We start from the raw sequence: 22,950 nt of genomic DNA, 5'->3' as shown, positions 1-22,950 counted from the left end.
GGCCTTCTTTTTCAATATTTTTGTATATAGCCTAGGCGTTAAAAGAAAGACGACTTTATTACTCAGTTCATTCGTTATGATGGTATCGTATACTGCGACAGATTATTTTTATACTTGGCTTTCCTATTATCAAACAACCTATCTTGACTGGGCTTTACACGACATAGTCACAATCTCTTTTCTTACAACTCTATTTTTTGTGATAAAGAAAACGACTCCCTCTTTTTTGTACTTATTAATCGGCCTTTTTATTAACACTACCTTTTTTATTTTGATGTACTTAGATGTTTATTTTTATGAGAACCTCGAACCTTGGTGGTTTTGGAGCCTCTATCAGTTCACTATAAATATTATCGATATATTAATGGTTGTATCATTAATAGTAGATAGAGACTTTTTAGGGCTTCATAAGTTAAAGAACAAAACCCTCAGCTACTTCAAGTCTAACGATACCAACAAAGTAACCTAGCTCAAATGTACGTTACTGAACCCTTCATGGTTTATGTAAAAGCCTTCACTCAGTGGGGCTTTTTAATGGCCTTTCTGTATTGTTTGACCTCTACGATAAATAAAGAAAATAAGTCTCCTGTTTATTTATCTGCGCTTATTCTCTGCTCATATGTTTTTAGTGGTTATATAGACTTATTAGAAGGTTTATATTTAAACTCGATGCTCTACGATTTTGTTACTATTTTAGCTTTGTTAACTTTACAGTACTTCAAAGTGCTCCAACGTTCTGCAGCTTTTCACTTCATAATAATTTCGTTAACGATAAATGCAGTACTTACCTTAATACTGCACTATGATCTATATGTCTTATATAATATTGAGCCTTGGTGGTATTGGAGTTTTTATTCGATAGGTGTTAACTCTATAGATACTCTAATGATGCTTTCATTAGTACTCAATAGGAACATTATACAGATGCTACATTTAAAAGCCTTCAAATTAAACTTGAAAAAGTCGTAAAATAATGGGTGAACTTTTGGTAAGTCCAACAGTGTCATTGTACATAGGTGCATTTGTACAATGGGGATTCCTTATGGCATTTTTATACTCCCTTGCTCATTCGATTAATAAGCCTAATAAAGAAAGAGTGTATTTGTCTTTAGTTATGAGTATTTCATATTCATTTAGTATATTTACAAATCTTGATACGGTAACTTATCTCGATTTTTTGTTTTCCGATACTTTAACTCTCCTAGTTATTATTTTCCTTAGGTGGCTATGGCATGGTGGTATTACCTATCTATATATTATTACTGGTTTAGCTATAAACTCAACTCTGCATTTTCTCATGCATTACGACATCTATATATCAAATAATACAAGCTACTGGTGGCTTTGGAATGCTTACGCAATAGGGGTTAACGCTGCTGATTTCATAATGGTAGCTATATTTTTTATAAACAAAGATTTTTTAGGTTTGTATAAACTAAAAGGGTGGTTGCGAAATAATAAATTTATAAAGGGGCATGATGGCTGACATACTGTGGGATCTGGTAGCGATTAGAGATTATGTAGGTATTTTTATTACATGGTTCTTTGTAATTGCATTTCTTTATAATTTGTCAGCAAGCATAAACAGTCCCTATAAAAATACAATGTACCTTTCTGGTATTATGATGATTTCGTATACCTTAAGTACACTGTTCGATATGGTTATAGTGTCTCACTTAAACTATTTTTACTTCGATATTGTAACTCTAATTATTATTTCTGCGTTTCGGTACTGCAGTCGAGGCCCAATTCCTAACGCATTTTATTATCTTGTTTTTGGTCTGAGTATTAACGCATCTTTATTTTTAGCTATGCATTACGATATAGAGATTTTAGGTACTCTATATTATTGGTGGTTTTGGAACGTTTATGTATTTGGTATGTACTTTACAGATTTGATAATGCCATTAGCGCTTATCTTTAACAAAGATTTTTTAGGTCTAGTTAAGCTTACTAAATTTTTAACTGAAAAATTTAAAAGGTCACGCAATGCTTGATTTTTTATGGCAGCTGGCTGGTTTATACGACTATATAACCATTTTTACTACATGGTCTTTTGTACTCGCTTTTTTATATAATTTGTCTGCAAGCATTAACAAGTCTGACAAAAGCTGCACACAGCTTGCATTCATTATGATGGTATCTTACACCTCAAGTATTTTTATGGATCCCTTGAGCAACACACCCCATTTGACCCTTTTTATATTTGATATCTTAACTATATTTTTTCTGATTATATGGCGGATATACTTTAGTAAAAATCTCCCCGTAGCCTTTTATTATCTTTTAGTCGGACTTAGCTTTAACGCATTTGTTTTTCTTGGAATGCACTACGACAGTATTGTTTTAGGAAATTTAGACTACTGGTGGTTTTGGGCCTTATATGCAATAGGACAAATAATTTCTGATTTAACGATGCTTTTAGTTCTCCTAATTAATAAAGATTTTTTAGGTTTGGTTGCATTAAAACGGTATTTACTTAATCGTAGAAAAAGCACTCATCAAAAGGTTGAATAGAATGGAGGATCTATTTTGGCAATTAAATTCAGTTAATGAATATTTTGGAATACTTATTACATGGCTGTTTGTTTTTTCTTTTTTGTTCACTCTATCAATTGCCATTAATAAGCAAGATAAAAGCCGAGTTCACCTTAGCTTTATTATGATGGCTTCGTACACACTTAGTTTATTTATGGACATAACTACTGCAGCTCCGCATTTAAAGATGTTTATATTTGATGTACTAACAATTGCCGTTATTTTTATGTGGCGTATTTTTTTAGGACGCAAAATACCGTACGGATTTTATTATCTTATTGTAGGGCTTGGTATCAATGCCTCACTGTTTATGAGCATGTATATTGATAATACTCTTTATGGCAATTGGGACTTTTGGTGGCTGTGGATGCTGTATGGTTTTCTTATGCCTATTATTGATATCACTATGGCGCTAATACTAATTATCAATAAAGATTTGCTAAAACTTGTTTGGTTAATTAAAAAATTAAAATCATCATCTATACAAAAGCCAAATTAGCGCATACAAGTTATGCGCTAATTCGGGAAGTGTTATTGGGCACCACAGCCCAGTTTAGTTTTTAGAGCTTTGACAATTACAGGATCTACAAACTCGCTTACATCACCATTGTGACGTGCTACTTCTTTAACGAGCGTTGATGAAATAAATGAATTTCGCTCTGCGGGTGTTAAAAATACACTTTCTAAATCAGGATTCAGGCGGCGGTTCATGTTAGCTAATTGAAATTCATAGTCAAAATCAGATACCGCTCTAATACCACGAATAAGCACATTAGCATTGTGATCGCGCGCAAGGTCAGCCAATAAGCCAGAAAAACCAATGACCTTAACATTATCTAAGTGACTTAAAATAGAGTTTGCAAGTTCAACACGTTCTTCAAGGTTAAAACAGGGTTTTTTACTTGGGTTGTTCGCAACCGCAACTAATACGGTATCAAACATTTTAGCTGCACGTTGAATAAGATCTGTATGACCATTAGTTAGTGGATCAAAGGTGCCCGGGTAAATTGCAATAACTTTCATAATGTTCACTATTTATGATTTTAGCGCTAGTTTAACAGTGTTTATGCCACAAAGCAGCCTAGCTAATAAAGCATATAAACACTTACTTTCTTTGAACAGATCAGTCCAAGGTTTGAGTGTTTTAATGATTCATATTTGTTTATACTGTTTACCTCTTTTGAGTGTAATGTAGCCTATAGATAATTTGAGTATTAGCATATGAATACCAAGGATAAAATAATACACACCAGTATTTTGTTGTTTAACGAAAATGGTGAGCGTGCAATAACGACAAATCATATTGCATCAAACTTAGGGATGAGCCCGGGTAATCTTTATTATCATTTTAAAAATAAAGAAGACATTATCCGTCATATTTTTGCGCTGTATCGTGATCATTTAAATACTCACTTTAAACCTATTAATAAAGATGATGATGCATTTAATCATTTAACGGCTTATTTAGATTCGTTATTTGAATTGATGTGGCGTTACCATTTTTTTTACGACAATCTTGGCGATATACTCGCCAGAGACACTGAGCTAAAACAAGCTTACATTGATTTTCAGTTAGAGTTATTAGAGCAAGTTCGTAAAATTATTCTAGGTCTTCGCGATAGTGAAATGATTGCTATTGATGAGCAAGATGTCATTGATTTAGCCCATACACTAAAGTTAACTGTTAGCTTTTGGACGCCTTATATTAAGGCTCGTAGGCCAAGCGGTACCCTTGCTGAGCAAGATATATATCACGGTATTTTAAAAGTACTTACATTATTTAGAGCGTACAGTACCGATAAAAGTATTGATAAAATGAACCTATTACGCGAAAAATACACTGAGTTAGCGCAACAAGCCCCAACTGTTGTTTAGCCGTTGCCCTTTGGTTGTTTCCTAGACGCTGAATTTTTTGCTATAATCGCGCGCCAAATGCCTGGGAGCGCGAATTCCCGCAGTCTAAGAGTGAACTATGCTTAAATTTATCGTCAAACTACATCCTGAAATAGCCATCAAAAGCCGTTCGGTCCGTAAACGCTTTACTAAAGTGTTAGAAAATAACATTAAAATTGTATTGCGACGTCTTGACGAAAAAGTACAAGTAAGAAATAACTGGGATAATATTTCAGTTGTTACAAAGCTTGAAGATGCACAAGTTCGCCTTGATTTTATCGACAGCCTTAAACGCATACCTGGTATCGTTCAGTTTATTGAAGTAACTGAGACGCAATTTGAAACTCTCGATGATATCTATCAAAAAACAATAGCGTTAGTGGGTCACACAATTGTGGGAAAAACTTTTTGTGTGCGTGCTAAGCGTATAGGCCAACACGACTTTACCTCGACTGATTTAGAGCGTTATGTTGGTGGTGGGCTAAATCAACATATTGAAGGCGCAAGCGTTAAGCTTAGCCGTCCAGAAGTAACAATACGCTTAGAAGTAAAAGACGATAAAGCTTACATTGTTTCGCAAACGCATTTTGGTATGGCGGGCTTTCCACTACCAACGCAAGAAGACGTGCTTTCGCTTATGTCGGGTGGTTTTGACTCTGGCGTAGCAAGTTACCAAATGATTCGTAAAGGCGCACGTACGCACTTTTTATTCTTTAATCTAGGTGGCGCAGCGCACGAGATTGGTGTTAAGCAAGCGAGCTATTTTTTATGGAAAAAATACAGCTCAACACATAAAGTTAAATTTATAACAGTTGATTTTGAACCTGTTGTTGCTGAAATTCTAGAAAACGTTGAAAACAGCCAAATGGGTGTTGTACTTAAACGTATGATGATGCGAGCAGGAAGTGTAGTGGCTGAAAAGTTAAACATTCAGGCGCTTGTCACAGGTGAAAGTATTGGCCAAGTATCTAGTCAAACATTAGCAAACTTAAGCGTGATTGACCGCGTTACTGAAACGCTTATTTTACGCCCGCTAATTCAAAATGATAAACAAGAAATTATTAATCTTGCTCGCCAAATTGGTACAGCTGAAATGGCTGAAACGATGCCTGAATATTGTGGTGTTATTTCTAAAAAACCGACAGTTAAAGCCAAAATTGAAGTAATAGAAGCCGAAGAAGAAAAGTTCGATTTTGATGTGCTAGATACCGTAGTAAATAACGCGCGCATAATGGATGTACGCGATATTGACGTAGAAGCAAAGCAAGAGCTAAAAGAGGCTGAGTCGGTTGCTGATTTACCTGCAGGCTCTGTAGTAATTGATATTCGCTCACCAGAAGAAGAAGAAGCTGCACCGCTTGTAATCGATGGTGTTGAAGTGGTGCATTTGCCGTTCTTCCGTTTGGCTACTAAGTTTGGTGATTTACCAAAAGACACCGACTACTATTTATATTGTGACAGAGGTGTAATGAGCCAACTACAGGCACTTATGCTGCACGAACAGGGTTTCGAAACGGTAAAAGTTTATCGCCCGTAAAGTTAAAAGCTTATATAAGCGTGGTTTATACCACGCTTTTTTTTGCCTGAATTTTGACTAACAACTCATCGTTGTAAGGCGTTGGAATACTGTGAAGTTTACCTTGTTGGCTAATATAGCCACATATAGCTGATATTTCAGTTTCTCTATTGTGAGCTATATCTTGCTGCATTGATGAGTAATTATTTGCGGTTAACTCCATTATTTTATAAGCGGTATTGAGAGCTTTAATTAATGGAATATTAAGCCCTTGAGCCTTTGCAATATTACATGCTTCAGTGAGTGCATTAAAAATTATTGTATTGTACTTAGGTGCACGTAATTCACCATTTTTTACATTACTTAAAGCGCTTAATGGGTTAATGGCAATATTGACGAGTAGCTTTTCAAAACGAAGCTGCTGAATGTTATTAGTAAACTTTAGATTGGGTATTACTTTAAAAATATCAGCTATTGGCGCACTGTTTTGAAGTGCAAGCTCATTACAGCCACCAATAACGCTTTGTCCTTCACCTGTGTGTTGCACAATATATTGGTTTGATTTAAAGCCCGCTATGCTTGTCGTTAAAAAGTAGAGTGCTTGATGGGTGTTTAGCTGGTTATTTATCTCATCAACGTTGCCCATTCCATTATGCGAAAGTACAACAGAGCAATGTGTTGGTAAAAATGGCTTTATTTGAGAAAACGCATCAAGCACTTGAAAAGCTTTAACGGTAAATAAAATTATATCAAATTCAGTTGCTTTATCTAACTGATTTAATGAAATGAATTTTGCGTCAATTTTTTTTGATGCACCCTTACCTCTACTGTAAAAGCGGGTGTTTGTTGGGTTTTTACGAGTTAAAACACTGACATTATGCGATGCGCTCAAAAAGTGGCTCAGCAATAAGCCAATAGCGCCATCGCCAACGATTAAAATATTAGCCATGTGAGTTCTTTTTTCGAGGTGTAAAAATTACTCTAAGTAAAAAGTAGCTTGCAGCACCTGTAAAGTCAGCAAAAAAATCACCAAGTGATGCTTGCCTATACGGGAGTGCGTCTTGCATTATTTCTATAGAGGCGCCATAGCCTGCTAATAAGAGTATTTGAGCATATAAAGGAAGCTTAAAAGCCTTGTCCATTATTATGGCTAATATAAAAAAAATCCCAAAATGGGCAACTTTATCAACATGAGGAAATAAATTTACAACGCCACCTTTTATTTCTTTGGCAAATAAAAAGGTGAAAGCCACTATGCTGATTAAAAAAACTGCTTGATAAACGCGCCTTGTCACGACAAATCCTAAAATCGCTTAAAAAAGAGGCGCAAGTATATCAAACTAATTTAGTATCGCACCTGAACAAGATGCAGAAAAATGTAAAGATTTATAATTTTAGCGTTATAATTGCCATATAAAATTAAGATTAAATAGTTAGGAGTATACTAATGCCTTCATTTGATATTGTATCTGAAGTAGAAATGAACGAAGCTAAAAATGCGGTTGATAACGCAAACCGTGAACTAGAGACTCGCTTTGATTTTAGAGGCGTTGATGCATCTATTGAGCTGAACGATAAAACAATTAAGCTTAAAGCAGAAGCTGACTCTCAAGTTATGCAGTTGTTTGATATTTTAGCGGGAAAAATTTCAAAGCGCGGTATGGATGTAGCTAGTTTAGAACTTCAAGATATTAGCCGTGCAGGAAAAAATGTATTTCGTAACGTTGGGTTAAAGCAAGGTATCGAAAAAGACATGGCCAAAAAAGTAGTTAAGGCCATTAAAGATTCAAAAGTTAAAGTACAAGCCGCTATTCAAGGCGAAGAAGTACGTGTAACAGGTAAAAAGCGTGACGATCTTCAAGAGGCTATGCAGGTAGTGCGCAGTGCCGATTTAGGTCAGCCTTTTCAGTTTAAAAACTTTCGCGACTAATTTATAAACTGTTTTTAATAAAAGTGCTTTAATTTGTCTATATTTGCAGACAGATTAAAGCTACTTAATTTTTTACAACTTTCCCACCTTATCCTCTCGTAGTTCTGCATGTATTAATCCACTTTTTGATATTTAAGCTATTATATTTAATTGAATATAATAAAAACTTCACTGTAGAAGGCATTAAAATGAGACCCCATCAATTATTTCTGTTATTTGTTTTGCTTATATTTACTAAGCCAAGCTTATCAAAACCAGTTGATATTGATGTATTGGTCGAAGATGGTTACTTTCCAATTATTATAAACGCGCAAAAAAAGCAGGGCTTTGCTCCTGAGTTTATTAATATTTTAAACGACGCACAGCAGGAATTTAACTTTATACTTATTTCTTTACCTGTAAAAAGGCTTACTTTGTCTGTTAAAAAAAATAACTTCGACGTTTTATTTTTAATGGCAATGCAATGGGTGCAACAAGCAGCGCAGGGGAATATTGAAAAAACTGAATTTTACACCGTCACCAAAAACGAGCTTTATACACTCAAAGAGAATGCATCAGAGCAAACTTATTTTGACAGTCTGGACAAATTAACCAAAGTTGGGGTTTTAGGGTACTCGTATCAATTTGCAGGATTTGATACAAATGCCGAGTACTTGAGAGAAGAGCACCAGGTAAGCTTAACAATTGATGAATTCAATGTAGTTAAAATGCTGCTATTAAGGCGCGCTGAAGTCGGGGTTTTAAACAGCATTGCTTATCAGTATTTTAAAAAGCAGAATATCTTAAATATGGATTTACTATTTAAGAGTGACGTACCAGATGCAGTGTATGAAACACATTTTTTGATTAACTCACAATCAAATAAAATATCTAGTCGCAAAATGGATGAAATATTAAATTTACCTACTACACAAATGCAACTTCAGAAGCTACTTGATAAGTACGGTATTCCGTCAAACTATAATAATACAGCACTGAACTGAAATAGCTTTTAGCTATATAGACGTCCATTGACATTTGTAAACAAAATGCTCACAATGACGGCATATTTTCAAGGTGCTTGCTAGCCACTTCATGTAATGATTTTTTTAGCAGGATAATCGGGAAGTTGGTGCGTTTTCATGATGACTACAAGCCCAACACTGCCCCCGCAACGGTAGAGTATTGCATGTTTTTATGTGCTTACTGAGTCCGGAGACCGGCCTTGATGCAATCTTACTTACTAAATCTTTGCGGTGGGCAAAGGTAGGGGACATCATGTTAAACAAAACAACTCTAGGCGTTGCAATTTCTGCTGCGCTTTCATTTTCTGTGTCTGGTGCAGAGCAATCAATTGAAAAAATAACCGTTACAGCTAATAAGTTTGAGCAATCAATTAACGACGTTTTAGCGAGTGTAAATGTTATTGAACGTGCTGAAATAGAAGCTAGTAACGTACGCGATTTACCTACACTTTTAAGCACGCGAGTGGGTTTTCAAGTTAATCCAAACGGTGGTTTTGGTCAAAATACAGGTGTGTCACTTCGTGGTACGGGCTCTGGCGATACGTTGATTTTAATTGACGGTGTACGTACAGGCTCAGCAACACTAGGTCAAAAAGCATTAAATAATGTCCCTCTAAATAGTATTGAACGCATAGAAATTATTAAAGGCTCTCGCGCGGCTGTTTATGGCTCTGATGCACTCGCTGGTGTTATTAATATTATTACGCGTGAGTCAGATAACTTATCCCTAAGCGCTACATTTGGTTCTGACTCTTATCAAAATTATCAAGTTGCAGGCTCTGTAAAATCAGATGATATAACAACAGCATTTAACGCAGGCTTTGAAAAAACAGATAACTTTGATGTACTGCAAGGCGTAGCACCTGATGAAGATGGCTATGAAAATAAAAACCTTGGTTTTAAAGTTAACTACACCGATGCACATTACGGCGACTTTAAGTTATTAGGCCAATACAGTGAAGGTTTCGCAGATTACGACAGCCGCTTTAGCCCTGCAGACAGCACGATTGAACGAGATGATTTTAAAAACTATCAACTTTCTGCAGGTTGGAGTAAAAACTACACTAACCAAACGCACAGTATTGATTTAGCGCTAGCAACGGATGATTCAGACAATACATATGTCGATTTTTCAGTTGGACCAACAACAAGTACTTTTATAACTAAACGCACACAAATTGATTATAACGGCCAGTACCTGTTATCTGATGAGCTTAACATTAGTGGTGGTATCAATTGGTACAACGATGATGTATCTCATAGTTCGCAACTATTTGTTGAAGACAGCCGCGATGTACTTGCCGTGTTTGTAGGTGCTTACTACGATGCAGATAAAGTACTGGCTAATTTAACTGTTCGCCAAGATGATGACGAGCAATTTGGCGATGAAACAACGTATACCGCCGCTGCAGGTTATCATTTATCTGAAGATGCAACATTTCGTATAAGCCAAAGTACTGGCTTTAAAGCCCCTACATTTAACGATTTATATTATCCACTTTATGGTAACCCTGATTTACAACCTGAAAAATCAGTAAACCGTGAGTTAGGTTTGAGTGTGGATTTTGATATCGCACAAGTTGATATTGCAATATTTAGAAACGATATAGAAGATAAGATTGATTACGATGCAAACTTTGCATTGGCTAATATCGATGAAGCACGCTACGAAGGGGTTGAATTTAGCTTATCTCAGCAGTTTTTTGGTTTTGATAGCAACCTTAACTTTGCTTACTTAAGCGCTGAAGACGAAGAAACGGGCGCAGAGTTGCGTAATGTTGCTAAACGTACTTTTAACTGGGAACTTGCAAAACAGTTTGGTGCTTTTGATGCAAGCTTAGACATGCAATACCGTAGCGACAGACAAGGTGCTGTGACGCGCTTAGGCTCTTATACACTCTGGAACCTAGCGGGTAATTATCAAGTAAATGAACATATTGAAGTTTCACTTCGTGTAGAAAACTTATTTGATAAAGAATATAACGCTGTTGATTCAAACACTGATTTTACAACGGGTGAAGTGTATTACTACAACACGCCAGAGCGTCGCTTTTTTGCAGGCGCAAGCTACCAGTTTTAACGGTATTTATTAATATTAAAAAGCCCGACTTATGTCGGGCTTTTTAATGTGTAGCTAAGTTTAACTACTAAAATTAGCTAGTCAGCTAAGAACTCTTTAAATACGGTTTCAAACTTGTGTAACTTAGGTGCTATTAAAATACTACAGTAACCCTGCTGTGGGTTTTCGTTATAGTAATCTTGGTGATAATGCTCTGCTGGGTAATACGTAGTAGCAGGGCTGACTTCTGTCACAATTGGCTCAGCGACATGGCTTTGCAGTTGAGCTATCACTTCGTTGGTTTGCTTAAGTTGAGCTTCATCGTGATAGTAAACCACACTTCTATATTGTGTGCCTATATCGTTACCTTGGCGATTCAATTGTGTTGCATCATGCAGTGTGAAAAACATTGCTAAGAGTGTTTCAAAGCTAACTACAGTCGCGTCAAATTCAATTTTAACAACCTCAGCGTGACCGGTTGTGCCTGAGCATACAGAATCATATGTTGGGTTATTTGTTTCACCGCCGGTGTAGCCAGAGCTTACGGTTAGTACGCCATTTACACGTCTAAATGCAGCATCTATACACCAAAAACAGCCGCCACCAAATGTTGCTACTTGCGTTGTTGAGCTCATAAGTATTCCTAAAATGTATATGGGGTTTAAAGGCGAGCATAAATTGTATGCGCCGCAACAACAAGGTTACGGCGCAATTAAGAGGCTAGATCTCTTCGAAAGGTTTTTTAGCGGCTTGTTTGTCTAATTTTTGCTGTAAAAACTCAGGTGATTGAGTGTTACGTGCAAGTGCATAATATGCAGCAGGTACAACAAAAAGAGTTAGTAGGGTCGATACAATAACCCCAGTAAACACGACTACACCTATCACCATACGGCTTTCAGCGCCCGGGCCTGAAGCAAGTACTAAAGGTACCGAACTCATAACCGTAGTCAGCGAGGTCATAATAATAGGGCGCAAACGCTGAGTTGCCGCTTGCAAAATAGCTTCACTAAATTCAACGCCTTTATCGCGCAGTTGGTTAGTAAATTCTACAATCAAAATACCGTTTTTAGCACTTAGCCCTATGAGCATGACAATACCTATTTGGCTGTAAATATTTAAGGTAAGTCCTGTAGCCCAAAGTCCGAACATAGCGCCCATTAAACCAAGTGGTACGGTAAGCATAATGACGAATGGATGCATAAAGCTTTCAAACTGCGCTGCCAGTACTAAAAAGGTAACGGTGAGTGCAAGTATAAATACGTAGGTCATCGCTGATGCGCCTTCGTAATAAAGCTGCGACTCGCCTTTGTAATCTACGGCGCCATCTATATCGTTTTCTTGCGCGGCTACTTCGTTTAAAAAGTTAAGCGCTTGCTCAAGCGTATAACCGTCGGCTAAGTTGGCGCTTAATGTAATTGCGCGCATACGGTTGTATCGGTTTAAGCGCGATGCGGTTGCTTCTTCTTTTAAGCTGATAAGGCTATCAAGTGGGACTAGTTCACCGCTTCGTGATTTAAGATATATATTTGAAATGTCAGTAGGGTTAGTAAAGTCTTCTTTAGTCCCTTTTAAAATTACATCGTATTCTTCACCACGGTCAATAAAGGTTGTAACACGGCGTTGGCCAAGCATTGTTTCAAGTGTACGGCCTACATCAGATACCGAAACGCCTAAATCAGCAGCCTTGTTTTTATCTATGCTGACTAAAAACTGCGGGAAGGTTTCTTTATAATCATGATCGATTCTTACTAAACCTGGGTTTTGTTCGGCACGTTTAATTATACGGTCACGCCAATCGGCAAGTTGTGCATAATCATTACCTTGCAATACAAACTCAATAGGGCGAGAAGAGCCACCGCCGCCAATACCACGGCGCATAATGGCAAATGCACGCACATCGGTAACTTCTTGCATTTTACCGCTTATTTCGTCCATTACTTCCCATGTTGAGCGTTTGCGTTTATCCCAATCGGCCATACCAACAATCGCAACACCGCCGCTGCCACCCCAGCCTGGCACTCGAACAAGTACACGACTTAGCTCACCTGCTTGCGAGTAAGGCATTAAACGTTCTTCAATTTTAGCCATATTAGCGGCATTATTTTCATAACTTGCGCCCTCAGGGCCGCTCATCATAATAAAGAACGTGCCACGGTCTTCTTTTGGCGTTAGCTCAGAGGGAACTTGTAAAAACAACGAGTAACTAACAAAGCCCGCTAATAATAAGCTCACCATTAAGCCCCATTTACGGGTTATGTTAGTGGAGAGCGAATTACGGTAACTTACTTCAATTTTAGTAAACTGGCGGTCCATCCATTGGCTAAATTTATTTGGTTTGTCTGATACTTTAAGTACTTTAGAACACAGGGCTGGTGCAAGAGTAAGCGCTGTAACACTTGAGAAAAATACGGCAGCACTCACCGCCATTGCAAACTCAGTAAATAATGCCCCTATACGGCCATCCATAAACACCAATGGGACAAACACCGATATTAGTACAAGCGTGGTTGCTACTATGGCAAAACCAACTTCACGCGCACCTCTATATGCAGCAAGTAATGGCGGCTCACCCAGTTCAATACGACGGTGAATGTTTTCAAGCATTACAATGGCATCATCTACTACTAAACCAATAGCCAGTACTAAGGCAAGTAAAGTTAGTAAGTTGATTGAGTAGCCCATTGCTAATAAAAACATAAAGCTACCAACAAGTGCGACCGGTACGGTAACCGCAGGAATAAGCGTTGCTCGTATATTGCCTAAAAACAAAAATATAACGAGTACGACTAAACCCATAGAGATGGCAAGTGTGCTGTAAACTTCACTAATTGATTCTTTAATAAATACAGACGAATCGTAGCTGTCTTGAATTGTGGTGCCTTCAGGTAGGTTACGTTTGATTTTTTCAAGTTCGCTGCGTGCGTTGTCTACTACGGTAAGCGTGTTTGCTTTAGCTTGTTTTACAATTCCTAGGCCAATCATGTTGCGCCCGTTACCACGAAATAAGCTTTCGTCATCGGCAGCTTCTAATTTTACGTCGGCAACTTCACCTAAACGCACTAAATAACCTTCTTCACCACGTTTAATAACAAGGTTTTTAAAATCGCGCTGATCTTTATAACTACGTGCGGTACGCACGGTAAAGTCGCGATCTATTGATTCTATTTCGCCAGCAGGTAATTCAACGTTTTCTGTACGCAGTGTATTTTCAATATCGCTTGAGGTAATACCGCGTGCAGCCATTGCTTGGCGGTTTAGCCAAATTTTCATAGCGTATTGGCGCTCACCACCAATACGCACGTTAGATACACCATCTACTACGGCTAAGCGGTCAACAATAAAACGCTGCGCGTAATCAGAGAGCTGTAACGAGTCCATTGTTTCACTGTTTAATACAAACCATGCAATAGGGCTTTCATCACTATTTGATTTTGACACTTCTGGTGGGCGCACCTGATCGGGCAAACTATCAAGCGCACGTGCTACACGTTCGCGTACATCGTTAGATGCAGCATCTATGTCGCGGTTAATATCAAACTCAATGGTAATGTTTGAGCGCCCATTACGGCTCGAAGAGTTAATACTTTTAATACCTTCAATACCGGAAATTCGATTTTCTATTATTTGCGTTATTTTGGTTTCTATAATTTCGGCAGAAGCACCTGTGTATTCAGTGCTGATATTTACTATTGGCGTTTCAATATCAGGGTACTCACGAAGGGGCAGCATAGTAAATGCAACCAGACCAAAAGTAAGAAGCAGTAAATTAATTACTATGGCAAAAACGGGGCGTTTAACGCTTGTATCAGTAATTTTCACGTATTACCCCTTTACGCTTACTTTACTACCAGAGCGAATTTTTATTAGCCCTTCAGTAACAATTTGCTCGCCATAATTTAAACCTTCATCGATAGCAACCCAGCCATTATTTCTGCCAGCAACATGCACTTCAACCTTATTGGCTACTCCGTCTTGAATTTGAAAAACAAAGTGTTTGTCTTGTAAAGGGATAACCGCTTTTTCTGGCACCATTAAAGCTTGGTTACTGCTTAGCTCAAGTGCTGTATTTAGTAACATACCAGGGCGAAGTAATCCTGATTTATTAGCAAAGCTTGCAGTTACTTCAACACTGCGTGTTACCGAATCAATACGCGAGCTAATATGCGTGACTTTGCCAGTAAATGTTTGATCTGGGTAGGCATCGTTTTGGGTAAGTACTTTCATACCCATGTTTAATTGTGCTAAATATTTTTCAGGTACTTTGAAGTCAACTTTAATAATACTAATATCATCAAGTGTGGTGATTATTGTTGTGTTGCTTACGTAGGCGCCAACTGATATTTCACGCTTACCTAACAGGCCTGAAAATGGCGCGGTAATAGTCATTTCATTTAACTTTGTTTTAGCGCTTTCTAGTTGAGCTTCAGTGGCATCAACACGAGATAATTGTTCTTCAAGTAATGACTTTGCCGTTGATTGCGAACGTGAAAGTTCGGTAAGGCGATCTAACTGACGTTTTTCCTCACGTAAGTTAATACCGAGTTCTTTAACTGCAAGTTGCTCTTGTTGGCTTTGTAACTGTACTAATTTTTGTCCTTTACTGACTAAGTCGCCATCTTTAAAATATATATCTGTGACATAATCGTTTTGCGCACTTTTTATATAAATAGCTTGGTTTGCACGTGCACTACCGATGGCCTCTATCATCACTGCGTTTTCCTCAGAGGTAACAGTATGAGCCGTTACTTGGGTAGACATTTGTGATGAATCGGCTTGTTCGCCGTGGCTAGCGGGTAAATATAAATAAACGCTAAATATTAAAAGTAACGTAATAATAAATGGAAAAAGTGCTTTACCTGATTGTCTTGAGTACATTGATTTCATACCTGAAAATGAATTGTAAGTATTGTACGAAATAAGACCGTGAAAAGACGGTTATGTATCTCATAAATTTGTGCGTTAAGCGTAAAAGTAAATAAGATTTATTCATTGTTCCTATATTGTTGAGGAAAAAGCGGTAATGTATGAAATTTAAAACTAGCTGTAACTTATGTATAACAACAAGAAAGGTCATAATTTGGGGCATTATTATGTTTGTTTTTTATATGGTGTTTTACCGATATGGATAAATCTGACAATGTCATTAAGTTTCGGGCACAGGGCGCGCGAAACGCAATTGAGGTGATTGTTGTAGGTGCTATAGGCTTAGTCTTTATTATGTTGTTTAATTTATTAAGACCAGGTGAGATCAGCATTGTTGAAATATTTTTAGTGAGCTTGTGCCTTGTGGCTATTTTTATTGGATTTTTAAAATCTCAAGAACCATACCATAGCCTTATATTAAGCGAATCTGAGCTCGTTTATTGCCACAAGTACGGAGCTTGGTGTATGCCTCATAGTAACTTTCATCACAGTGGAATACCCAAAGTAGAAGATGGCTTTGACTATTTAGAATTAAATGCGGTTGGCGTTAAGGTAAATGATATAGACGACTTTTTATCAAGCATAGCGCCTAGAATTGCAGGGAAATTATTAATAGAGCAGCGTAATTTATTTATGCAAGTTGTTCAAAAACATTGCAAAAATGGCAATTGCCCATCAGAATGGTTAATAGAAGATACACATTACACATCCCATAAAGGGATAAGCTATACTGGGCTTATAGCCATGTTTGCTAATAGAACTAAGCACCTTCAGCAGCTAACAGGTTACGATTTATTATTGCCTGCCAGCGTGTTAGATAGAGATATTTGGGCATTTAGTGCTAACTTAAATAAGTGGAAGCGCGAGCCTAGTCAGTTTATAGCGTCGCAGCTTAGTAATTAAGCTACGACTGTAGGAAAGAAAAATGAGTCAAGAGAGAGCCTTTTTAAAAAGTGGTCGAAACACCATAATACATAAAGATAAAAAGCATGATTTAGTGATTGTAAACTCTGAAATTCATCCTCGAATTAAAGTAACGCAACATGGTCTGGAGCCATTTAAAGAAGAATTACCTAAAAACCGCCGTGATGCAAAAGAGCGTTATTTAGAAATGGTTTATGTAAGTAGCGCTGATGTATTTGGCGAAGAAAAGCAGTTGCTGTTTATTCAAGCTCTAGACGGGCGTGAATACAAAATAGATTACAGTAAAATCGGTACGAAGTTGTTTGTACGTATTCATCAAGACACATATATGTAGTACTGTAATGGCATCTTTATTGCTAGTGATTACACTATAGTAATTATTTGACATAATAAGGTGCTGCGTATGAAAGCGTTTGCTTTAATCCCCCTCATTTCGTGTGGTTTACTGAGTGCGTGTGGAGGCGGTGGCGGTGATAGCGATAATACAGTTGTTGAAACGTCTGTTAATGCTGGAGCCGATTTACAAATTATCGAAAAATCTGAATTTACCATCACAGCACAAGGTTCCCCCGCTGATGGTACGTTTTCATGGCAACAAGTTAGTGGCCCAAGCATAGAAGGTTTCCCCCTTGAAGGCGCTGAGCAAACACTTACTGCACCTGACGTAAAAACTGATAGTCAAATAATATTAAGAGTGAGCTATCAAAGTACAGGTAGTAGTGCTGTTAGTGACGACATTTCTATTTCAGTGAGCTCTAATAACCAACTACCTCTTGCTGTTGTTACACAAACATCTCCTGAAACACTTCCCTCTGTATACAAAGGTACAGTGACTTTGAGTGCCCTAGAGTCGAGCGATCCTGATGATAATGGCCAAATTGATAGTTATATGTGGCAATTGCTATCGGGTCCTGATTTAGATATTGAGAGTTTTAATGAATCAACTCTTAGCTTTTCTCATCCATTACTTGAAAGTAACGTGAATTTATCTTGGCAGCTAACTGTCACTGATGATGAGGGTGGCGAGGCGAGCACTCAATATTCAATGACACTCAACAAAACAAATGAGTTAGTGGATGCAAATGCAGGCGCAGATCAAAATGTTGAAGAGTTTGAACAAGTAACGCTTGATGCAACAAATAGCGAAACAGTTACCGATACCTATAAGTGTAAATGGCAACAACTTACCGGTAATAGCGAAACATTAAGCAATAGCGACCAATGTACAACGACATTTTTTGCCTCAGATGTTGATACTGAGTCTACATTGAGCTTTGAAGTCACGGTAACCGACTCAAAAGGACGCACCGATACAGACTCCTTATTTGTTGATGTATCACCCAAAGCACTTGGATTCATCAACGATAGTGGTGTTGGTGAGTGTTATAACAATACTCAACGTATTAATTGTGAGAGTGATGACTTTCCAGCGCAAGATGCAGAGCTTGGACGCGATAGCTATGCAAACCGCTTAGATAAAGTTGGCAAAGGTAATTTAGCGTTTGATTACACTAAACTTAATCAGTTTGCTGATGAAGTTGGTGATGATAGTAGTGACTTTACCTGTATACGCGATAATGTTACTGGGCTTGTATGGGAAGTAAAAACTGAATCCTCAGGAGTATTACCAGATACAAGTTTGCGTGAGGGGCAAAATCATTACTTTTGGGATATAGGAGAAACTACTTTTACAGATACAAGTACTGCAAATAGCACATGCCCAAATGATACCAGTTGCGGCGTGCAAAGCTATATAAACGAAGTGAATAGCTTAGATTTCTGTGGTGGTACAAACTGGCGCTTACCAACTTATAATGAGCTTTTAGGTTTAATTGATTACGGGAAACAAGGGCAAAGAGTGCTGATAGACGAATCGTTATTTCCTTATATTCCTCAATCAGGTGATATAGAAAATGTGGATTTACCGTACTGGACCTCTCAAACAGCAGCTGATGGTACCAGTTTATCTCAAGCGTATATCATTGATATGAGTGATGGTAACGACCTTGCTTATCCAAAAGAAAATACTGCTTATGTACGTTTAGTTAGAAGTCGTTAGGAGAAAATAATGAAATTTAAATTACTCTATGCACTAGCAACTATAAGTTTGAGCTTTAATATTGCAGCGGCGCAAACGTGCTACGACGGTGCAGATACCACAACACCGACAGATAGATTTACTGTAAATACAGATGGCACAGTGTCTGATAGTGAAACAGGCCTTATGTGGCAACGCTGTAGTTATGGACAAACTTATAATACAGAGACACAACTTTGTGAAGGTTCAACACCTTCTCTTACTTGGCAAGAGGCACTACGCGGTGCTAAAAATGATACAACCGCAGATTACGATGATTGGCAAATGCCTAACATTAAAGAATTGGCGAGTATTTTAGAGCACAGTTGCACAGAGCCGAGTATTAATGAAGACGTATTTTTGGGCACTAAGCTTCAAAACTATTGGTCAAATACATCGGGTGTAAGCACGATGAGCTCAGCGTGGGTTTATCAATTTGATAGTGGGTTGAATAGCTTACATGCTAAAACCAGTAATGTGTATTTACGATTAGTGCGCTACGAAGAGTAAATGCATACTAAGATTAGACAGACAAAAGTGCAGCCTTAAAACAGCTGCACTTTTTTGTTTTACATAAATTTACGTTATTTCAATAATAAAGCGCTTACAACGTTGTCACTCAGCGCATTTTTTTGCCATTATAGGCCGTGATTTAATTACGAAGGAACATCACGGTGTATTTAAGCTATTTTGGCCTGAACGAAAAACCTTTTTCGATTTCGCCCAACCCTCATTACTTATTTTTAAGTGAACGACATAAAGAAGCCTTAGCACACCTTACCTATGGATTAGGTGAAGACGGTGGTTTTGTATTATTAACAGGCGAAGTGGGTACTGGTAAAACTACAATTACCCGCAGTATGTTGGAGCAGCTTCCTGAAAACACTCAAGTAGCGATGATCCATAACCCAGCGCTTTCAGAGCTGGAGTTATTAGCCAGTATTTGTGATGAGCTCAATATTAGTTACGATGTTCATAATGCGACGCTTAAAAGTCTTACCGATATTATAAAAAAGCATTTAGAGACTAATAATAAATCGGGCGGGCACACTATACTTATTATTGACGAAGCACAATTACTTGCCCCTAACGTGCTTGAGCAATTACGTTTGCTGACAAATATAGAAACCGATCATAAAAAATTATTACAAATAGTATTGGTTGGTCAACCTGAGCTGCAAGATCTTTTGAAGCGCAACGAATTAAGGCAACTTGCCCAGAGGATAACGGCTCGTTACCATTTATTACCACTTACGCAAGGCCAAACAGTCGCTTACATAAAGCATCGGTTACATATTGCAGGGTGTGATAAAGGAATCTTTTCGATGGATGCCATGCAAGCTGTTCATCAATTAACTGGCGGTGTGCCACGATTAATGAACTTGGTCTGTGAGCGTGCTTTAGTTGGGACTTTTGCAAAGCAGCAGTTGATAGTTGATAGCGATATAATAAAAAAATCAGCCCATGAGTCATTACCCATGGATTTTGTAGCACCGGTTAACGAAGCTAACAAAGCAACGTCATTTGTACCCTATAGCCTTGCATTCGCTGCTTTATTTGCCGTAGGCATTGGGCTTTCATTTATTTTATAGTTAGGTAAGTTATGTCTTATTTATTAGATGCGCTAAAGCAGTCGCAGCAATCAGATATGAGTGCTGAACAGTACGACTTACAATCTGAGCAGTTAAAGCAACAGCAAGCACTTAAACGTTATAGACGATTAGCATTAGTATTTGGTACAAGCTTAGCTGCTTTTATTGCGGTAGCGGGTGGCTTTACCGCCGGAAAGTGGTTTCAAAGTACGACTTTATTAAACGCAGCGGAACCCGCTGTAATTAAGGTGGTGGAAAGCGAAAAATCATCGCCTAACAAAGACGTTAAAGAGGAAGATGCTGAAGCTGAAAAACAGCAAGTAGCTAAGTTAGAGCCTGCAAAAGTAGCTCCAACAAATACTGCAACGATTGAAGGGCAACTTGTGCATGTGCAAACACCCAATGGTGTACAGCAAATGTTATTAACCCCAAATGGTCAGTATATTCCTATGCCGTCGAGCCAAGTCACGAGCGCAGCAGGTTATAATCAGCAAAACATGCAACAAGTAATGCCGGTTCAAAATTATAATCAGCCAGCGTTTAACCCACAAAGTAATTACAATCCAAATAATGCACAAAACACTGCGGTATTTGGGCAAAATCAAAATACCGCATCGGCTCAACTTGATATGAGTAAATATAAGGTATTGGGTAAGCCAATTAATGGCAGCACCCAATCCCAACAGACGAGTGACCCTGAGCTTGATGCCGTGCCTACAACTCTTAAAAATGCATTTGCGCAAGCTATACAAGATGTCGAAAAAAACCAAGATTATGAAGTTACTCAAGCGTCAAAAACGTCATCACGTGTTGAGCCTGTTGAGTTATTACCTGATGGTTTGCAATCAATGTTACCTAGTATTAAATATCAAGCGCATATATATTCATCGAGTGCTGATAAACGTTGGATCAAGCTAAATGGCCGAGAATTACACGAAGGAGAAAGTATAGGGGCTCTAACAGTCACAGAAATTACACCTGAGCAAAGTGTGCTAGATTTTGATGGTTATGAGTTTAGCTTAAAAGCTTTGCAAGACTGGCCGCAGTAAGCGCTTAGTTATCATGTTGAGAGCTCGGTAGAATATTGAGCTCTCGATTGTGCTTAGGATAATATTGAATTTTTATAAAAGCGCTCTAAATCAATATTATATTCTTTAGGTTTAACCGCTGACTCAAGAGTGTCTACAGTTTTTTTATTAGATAAATCAATATCTTTTACTTCGGTGTAGCGGCTATGCTTAGCGCTGTAAAATGTTTTAACGACAGGTTTTAGTGGTGCCCCCGGATTACTCTCGGTGACCAAACCCACTCTTTGACTCGATAACCTTACAAGCGTTCCTACCGGATGGATGCCAATACATTGAATAAATTTATTAAGCAGCACAGGATCAAAGCTATCTGGGCACCCGTCTTTTAATATTTTAAACGCCTTTATTGGCTCCATGCCTGCTTTATAAACACGTTCTGCGGTAAGTGCATCATAAACATCTACAATTGACGCCATACGCACATACTGACTTATCTCGTCACCTTTTTTACCAAACGGGTAGCCTTTACCATCGAGTCTTTCGTGGTGCATACCTGCAATATCTACCGCGATTCCTGTTAACCCAGAGTCTTCTAATATCTCTTTACTGAAAAGCGAATGCATTTTCATTATTTTAAATTCGTCGTCTGTAAAGCGCCCAGGTTTGTTTAGCACTTCATCAGGGATTTTTATTTTACCAATGTCGTGTAATAGTGCGCCGGTAGTCAGCTCAACAATAGTATCTTTCTCTATATTTAAGTGTTTTGCAAAAATACCCATTAATATTGATACATTAATTGAGTGCTCAAGTAGGTAGGCATCTTTTTGGCGCATTTGGGTAAGGCAGGCTAGGGCATCTTGATTTCTAAAAACTGAATCCATAAAGCCACTTGCCAGTTCTCTAAACGGCCCTATATCTATATCACGGCCAGCTTTTATATCTTTAAATGCTTTTATTTGCAGTGTTTTTGCTTCGTCATAAAGCTTTTTTGCTTTTCCCATTTCTTGCTCAGCGCTGTTTATTTTTTGCCAAGGATCACGCTTTATTTTTGTTGTAGGTGTAGCGATAGGATCTTTTTCAGGGACTGAATCAATGAGGGTTTTATCTGGGTCAATTTCTACTTCTAAAATACCTGCTTTTATCAGGTTATTAATACCAGCTTGAGTTTTAACCCAGCCTTGGTTTTTAATTTTAATACTGCCAGTTTGTTTGGTAACGCTTTGCACAAACATACCTGGGACTAACTTAGTAATAGGAATGGTTTTCAATTTTACGACTTCAGTTGTTAATCTACTTTTAAACTAACAAACTTATACGTAACGACCAAATAAAAAAGGCACTTTACAGCTGTCTCTTATACACAAATCCCTGCTAAGAAATTAGCGGGGATTTTTTTGAACTAAATCTCAATGTCATGATCAGATCTTCAAATCTTGTTTGAGGGCACATTATGATTAACGAACATA

At 37.9% G+C, this 22,950-nt stretch carries 21 protein-coding genes and 1 riboswitch; of the genes, 14 read left to right on the top strand and 7 right to left on the bottom strand.

Annotated features, from left to right (window positions below; translation table 11 throughout):
* Positions 1-1,042 precede the first annotated feature (1,042 nt).
* From I6F10_RS16950 to I6F10_RS16940, 3 genes are all read left to right on the top strand, one after another.
* A complete protein-coding gene (locus tag I6F10_RS16950; RefSeq protein ID WP_231619994.1) occupies positions 1,043-1,486 on the top strand; it encodes a hypothetical protein in 444 nt (147 codons plus the stop codon).
* A 503-nt stretch (positions 1,487-1,989) separates the two neighbouring features.
* Complete coding sequence (locus I6F10_RS16945) at positions 1,990-2,517, top strand: hypothetical protein (RefSeq protein ID WP_165744984.1); 528 nt, start codon at positions 1,990-1,992, stop codon at positions 2,515-2,517.
* A gap of 1 nt (position 2,518) precedes the next feature.
* Positions 2,519-3,037 carry a hypothetical protein gene (locus tag I6F10_RS16940; protein WP_182196475.1) on the top strand — a complete coding sequence of 173 codons (519 nt, stop codon included), beginning with the start codon at positions 2,519-2,521 and terminating at the stop codon, positions 3,035-3,037.
* Positions 3,038-3,069: 32 nt separating this feature from the next.
* Here the strand turns inward: I6F10_RS16940 and coaD are convergent, their stop codons facing one another.
* Positions 3,070-3,561: a pantetheine-phosphate adenylyltransferase gene (coaD, locus tag I6F10_RS16935; RefSeq protein WP_039484868.1), complete on the bottom strand. Its 492-nt coding sequence runs from the start codon at positions 3,559-3,561 to the stop codon at positions 3,070-3,072.
* Positions 3,562-3,759: 198 nt separating this feature from the next.
* Between coaD and I6F10_RS16930 the strand changes: the two genes are divergently transcribed.
* Both I6F10_RS16930 and thiI read left to right on the top strand, forming a co-directional pair.
* Positions 3,760-4,413, top strand: coding sequence for a TetR/AcrR family transcriptional regulator (locus I6F10_RS16930; RefSeq protein WP_002958757.1), 654 nt, complete (start codon positions 3,760-3,762; stop codon positions 4,411-4,413).
* 97 nt (positions 4,414-4,510) lie between these two features.
* The gene (thiI, locus tag I6F10_RS16925; RefSeq protein ID WP_024595947.1) at positions 4,511-5,968 is read left to right on the top strand and encodes a tRNA uracil 4-sulfurtransferase ThiI; all 1,458 of its coding nucleotides are present in this window, start codon (positions 4,511-4,513) and stop codon (positions 5,966-5,968) included.
* 25 nt (positions 5,969-5,993) lie between these two features.
* Here thiI and I6F10_RS16920 read toward each other — a convergent pair whose 3' ends face one another.
* A complete protein-coding gene (locus tag I6F10_RS16920) occupies positions 5,994-6,896 on the bottom strand; it encodes a ketopantoate reductase family protein (protein WP_197099154.1) in 903 nt (300 codons plus the stop codon).
* A complete protein-coding gene (locus I6F10_RS16915) occupies positions 6,889-7,242 on the bottom strand; it encodes a VanZ family protein (RefSeq protein ID WP_197099153.1) in 354 nt (117 codons plus the stop codon). Before I6F10_RS16915 ends, I6F10_RS16920 begins: the two co-directional genes overlap by 8 nt.
* 152 nt (positions 7,243-7,394) lie before the next feature.
* On the opposite strand from I6F10_RS16915, the gene I6F10_RS16910 reads away from it, so the two are divergent.
* From I6F10_RS16910 to I6F10_RS16900, 3 genes are all read left to right on the top strand, one after another.
* Positions 7,395-7,877, top strand: coding sequence for a YajQ family cyclic di-GMP-binding protein (locus I6F10_RS16910; RefSeq protein WP_002958753.1), 483 nt, complete (start codon positions 7,395-7,397; stop codon positions 7,875-7,877).
* 188 nt (positions 7,878-8,065) lie between these two features.
* Entirely contained in the window at positions 8,066-8,860 is a 795-nt protein-coding gene (locus I6F10_RS16905; RefSeq protein ID WP_197099152.1) for an ABC transporter substrate-binding protein, read from the top strand.
* A 54-nt stretch (positions 8,861-8,914) separates the two neighbouring features.
* A riboswitch (cobalamin riboswitch) is annotated at positions 8,915-9,098 on the top strand.
* Positions 9,099-9,134: 36 nt separating this feature from the next.
* A complete protein-coding gene (locus I6F10_RS16900; RefSeq protein ID WP_197099151.1) occupies positions 9,135-10,961 on the top strand; it encodes a TonB-dependent receptor domain-containing protein in 1,827 nt (608 codons plus the stop codon).
* Between the two features lie 77 nt (positions 10,962-11,038).
* Here I6F10_RS16900 and msrA read toward each other — a convergent pair whose 3' ends face one another.
* The 3 genes from msrA to I6F10_RS16885 all read right to left on the bottom strand — a co-directional run bounded on the left by msrA (position 11,039) and on the right by I6F10_RS16885 (position 15,815).
* A complete protein-coding gene (msrA, locus tag I6F10_RS16895; protein ID WP_002958750.1) occupies positions 11,039-11,575 on the bottom strand; it encodes a peptide-methionine (S)-S-oxide reductase MsrA in 537 nt (178 codons plus the stop codon).
* Positions 11,576-11,660: 85 nt separating this feature from the next.
* Entirely contained in the window at positions 11,661-14,759 is a 3,099-nt protein-coding gene (locus tag I6F10_RS16890; protein WP_197099150.1) for an efflux RND transporter permease subunit, read from the bottom strand.
* Positions 14,760-14,762: 3 nt separating this feature from the next.
* A complete protein-coding gene (locus I6F10_RS16885; protein ID WP_197099149.1) occupies positions 14,763-15,815 on the bottom strand; it encodes an efflux RND transporter periplasmic adaptor subunit in 1,053 nt (350 codons plus the stop codon).
* Between the two features lie 246 nt (positions 15,816-16,061).
* Here I6F10_RS16885 and I6F10_RS16880 point away from each other — a divergent pair, with 246 nt between their 5' ends.
* The 6 genes from I6F10_RS16880 (at position 16,062) to I6F10_RS16855 (ending at position 21,505) form a co-directional block, all read left to right on the top strand.
* Positions 16,062-16,766, top strand: coding sequence for a DUF2982 domain-containing protein (locus I6F10_RS16880; RefSeq protein WP_197099148.1), 705 nt, complete (start codon positions 16,062-16,064; stop codon positions 16,764-16,766).
* Between the two features lie 22 nt (positions 16,767-16,788).
* A complete protein-coding gene (locus I6F10_RS16875) occupies positions 16,789-17,121 on the top strand; it encodes a hypothetical protein (RefSeq protein WP_024596875.1) in 333 nt (110 codons plus the stop codon).
* A gap of 69 nt (positions 17,122-17,190) precedes the next feature.
* Positions 17,191-18,846, top strand: a complete 1,656-nt coding sequence (locus tag I6F10_RS16870; protein ID WP_165744850.1) for an Lcl C-terminal domain-containing protein — start codon at positions 17,191-17,193, stop codon at positions 18,844-18,846.
* A gap of 9 nt (positions 18,847-18,855) precedes the next feature.
* Positions 18,856-19,374 carry an Lcl C-terminal domain-containing protein gene (locus tag I6F10_RS16865; protein WP_165744851.1) on the top strand — a complete coding sequence of 173 codons (519 nt, stop codon included), beginning with the start codon at positions 18,856-18,858 and terminating at the stop codon, positions 19,372-19,374.
* A 164-nt stretch (positions 19,375-19,538) separates the two neighbouring features.
* Complete coding sequence (locus I6F10_RS16860; RefSeq protein WP_165744853.1) at positions 19,539-20,456, top strand: ExeA family protein; 918 nt, start codon at positions 19,539-19,541, stop codon at positions 20,454-20,456.
* A gap of 11 nt (positions 20,457-20,467) precedes the next feature.
* The gene (locus I6F10_RS16855) at positions 20,468-21,505 is read left to right on the top strand and encodes a general secretion pathway protein GspB (RefSeq protein WP_165723572.1); all 1,038 of its coding nucleotides are present in this window, start codon (positions 20,468-20,470) and stop codon (positions 21,503-21,505) included.
* A 53-nt stretch (positions 21,506-21,558) separates the two neighbouring features.
* Here the strand turns inward: I6F10_RS16855 and I6F10_RS16850 are convergent, their stop codons facing one another.
* Positions 21,559-22,752 (bottom strand): HD-GYP domain-containing protein, encoded by a 1,194-nt coding sequence (locus tag I6F10_RS16850; protein WP_165744855.1) that lies wholly within the window; start codon positions 22,750-22,752, stop codon positions 21,559-21,561.
* Between the last annotated feature and the right edge of the window lie 198 nt (positions 22,753-22,950).

It is taken from the genome of Pseudoalteromonas sp. SWYJZ98 (assembly GCF_015864495.1).
GTDB lineage: Bacteria > Pseudomonadota > Gammaproteobacteria > Enterobacterales > Alteromonadaceae > Pseudoalteromonas > Pseudoalteromonas distincta.
Note: the sequence above shows the minus strand (reverse complement) of the source record. Positions and strands in the feature narration are given on the sequence as shown.